The 1,247-nt window shown below is 63.4% G+C and carries 1 protein-coding gene; it reads left to right on the top strand.

Going from position 1 to position 1,247, the window contains the following annotated elements:
• The coding region (locus M3A49_RS42240; protein ID WP_266233982.1) for an NAD(P)/FAD-dependent oxidoreductase at positions 1-1,247 on the top strand (1,247 nt) is incomplete at both ends.

Below are 1,247 nucleotides of genomic sequence, written 5' to 3'. Positions count from 1 at the left end.
AAATCGGCGTCTGCGTGCTGGAGAAAGGCTCGGAAATCGGGGCGCATATCCTCTCGGGCGCGGTCATGGATCCGCGTGCCCTGAACGAGCTGATTCCGGACTGGAAGGAGCAAGGCGCACCGCTGAACGTGCCCGTGACCGAGGACAAGTTCCTTTTTCTTTCCGAAACGGGGGCTAAATCTGTGCCGAACTGGGCGCTGCCCGACAACTTCAAGAACCACGGCAACTATGTCATCAGCCTCGCGAACGTCACGCGCTGGCTGGGCCAGCAGGCGGAAGCCCTGGGCGTGGAAATCTTCCCCGGCTTTCCGGCCGCCGAAGTGCTCTACAACGACGATGGCTCGGTCAAGGGCGTCGCCACCGGCAACATGGGTGTCGGCAAGGACGGCGAGCCCACCGGGAACTTCCAGCTCGGCATGGAGCTGCACGCGAAGTACACGCTGTTCTGCGAAGGCTGCCGCGGGCATCTGGGCCGTCAACTGAACGAGAAGTTCAAGCTCGGCAAGGATGCGGATCCGCAGGTCTACGGCATCGGCATCAAGGAACTGTGGGAGATCGATCCCTCGAAGCACCAGCCCGGCCTCGTGATCCACACCGCGGGCTGGCCGCTGGAAAGCGACACCTACGGCGGCTCGTTCCTGTACCACATCGACAACAACCAGGTGATGGTGGGGTTTGTCGTGGGTCTGGCGTACCAGAACCCGTATCTCTCGCCGTTCGAGGAATTCCAGCGTTACAAGACTCACCCGGAAATCCGCAAGTACCTCGAAGGCGGCAAGCGCGTCTCGTACGGGGCGCGCGCGATCACGGCGGGTGGCCTGATGTCGCTGCCCAAGCTCGTGTTCCCGGGCGGCGCGCTCGTGGGCGACGACGCGGGCTTTTTGAACGCCTCGCGTATCAAGGGCAGCCACGCGGCGATCAAGACCGGCATGCTGGCCGCGGATGCGGCGTTCGAAGCCGTGCAGGCTGGCCGCCAGAGCGATGAACTCGCGGCTTACCCGGAAGCGTTCAGGCAGTCGTGGCTTTACACGGAGCTGTACAGGGCGCGCAACTTCAAGCAGTGGATGAGCAAGGGTCTGTACCTGGGCACGCTGATGGTGGGCATCGAGCAGAAGCTGCTGGGCGGCAATGTGCCGTGGACGCTGCATCACCAGCATCGCGACCACGAGATGCTCAAGCCCGCTTCGCAGTGCAAGCCGATCGAGTATCCGAAGCCCGACGGCAAGCTCACGTTCGACCGGCTCTCC

The organism is Paraburkholderia sp. CNPSo 3076 (assembly GCF_026343935.1).
GTDB classification, from domain to species: domain Bacteria; phylum Pseudomonadota; class Gammaproteobacteria; order Burkholderiales; family Burkholderiaceae; genus Paraburkholderia; species Paraburkholderia nodosa.
This window is presented reverse-complemented; position numbering and strand designations above follow the sequence as displayed.